This is a genomic window from Vibrio sp. YT-19(2023) (genome assembly GCF_033337395.1).
The window spans coordinates 1-520 of record NZ_JAWOQN010001134.1; the positions used below are offsets into that span (position 1 = coordinate 1).

Sequence of the window (520 nt, forward strand, 5' to 3'; positions counted from 1 at the left end):
TCTGCCGTGTTTGGTTCTGGCGTTAGCACCTACGACTCAAGTTGTTGGTTTGATGCGTGCATCTGTTGCAGAAGTTATGAGCCAAAACTACATTCGCGCTGCCCGAAGCAAAGGCTTATCGAATCGTGAGATAGTCACTCAGGACGTAATGCGTAACGCCATTCCGCCCATCATTCCAAAAGTTGGGGTTCAGCTATCTAGCATGATCACTTTAGCGATCATCACCGAGTCGATTTTTAACTGGCCGGGCATTGGTCGCTGGTTGCTGGATGCACTTGCCAATCAAGATTACGCCTCAATCCAAGCAGGAGTAATGGTGCTTGCGACACTCGTATTAACTGCCAATATCCTTTCGGACTTGATTGGCGCCATGATCAACCCTCTGGTGAGAAAGGAATGGTATGCTAACAAATAACGTTTATCAGGAAGAACGCATTCCAACTCAGTTTGAGCGATTTTGGCGTAGTTACCGCGCTAACGGGTTAGCGATGTTTGGCTTGTGGTGTTTAGGCTTGATCGT

1 protein-coding gene and 1 pseudogene are annotated in these 520 nt (G+C 47.7%); both read left to right on the top strand.

Translation table 11 applies throughout. The features are described from left to right. Positions 1–415 (top strand): ABC transporter permease subunit (locus R7E78_RS30455; RefSeq protein WP_318059188.1); only part of this gene is annotated, 415 nt, incomplete at its 5' end. Then, positions 402–520, top strand: a pseudogene (locus R7E78_RS30460) (peptide ABC transporter permease); the annotation flags it as partial. The gene R7E78_RS30455 and the pseudogene R7E78_RS30460, both read left to right, overlap by 14 nt.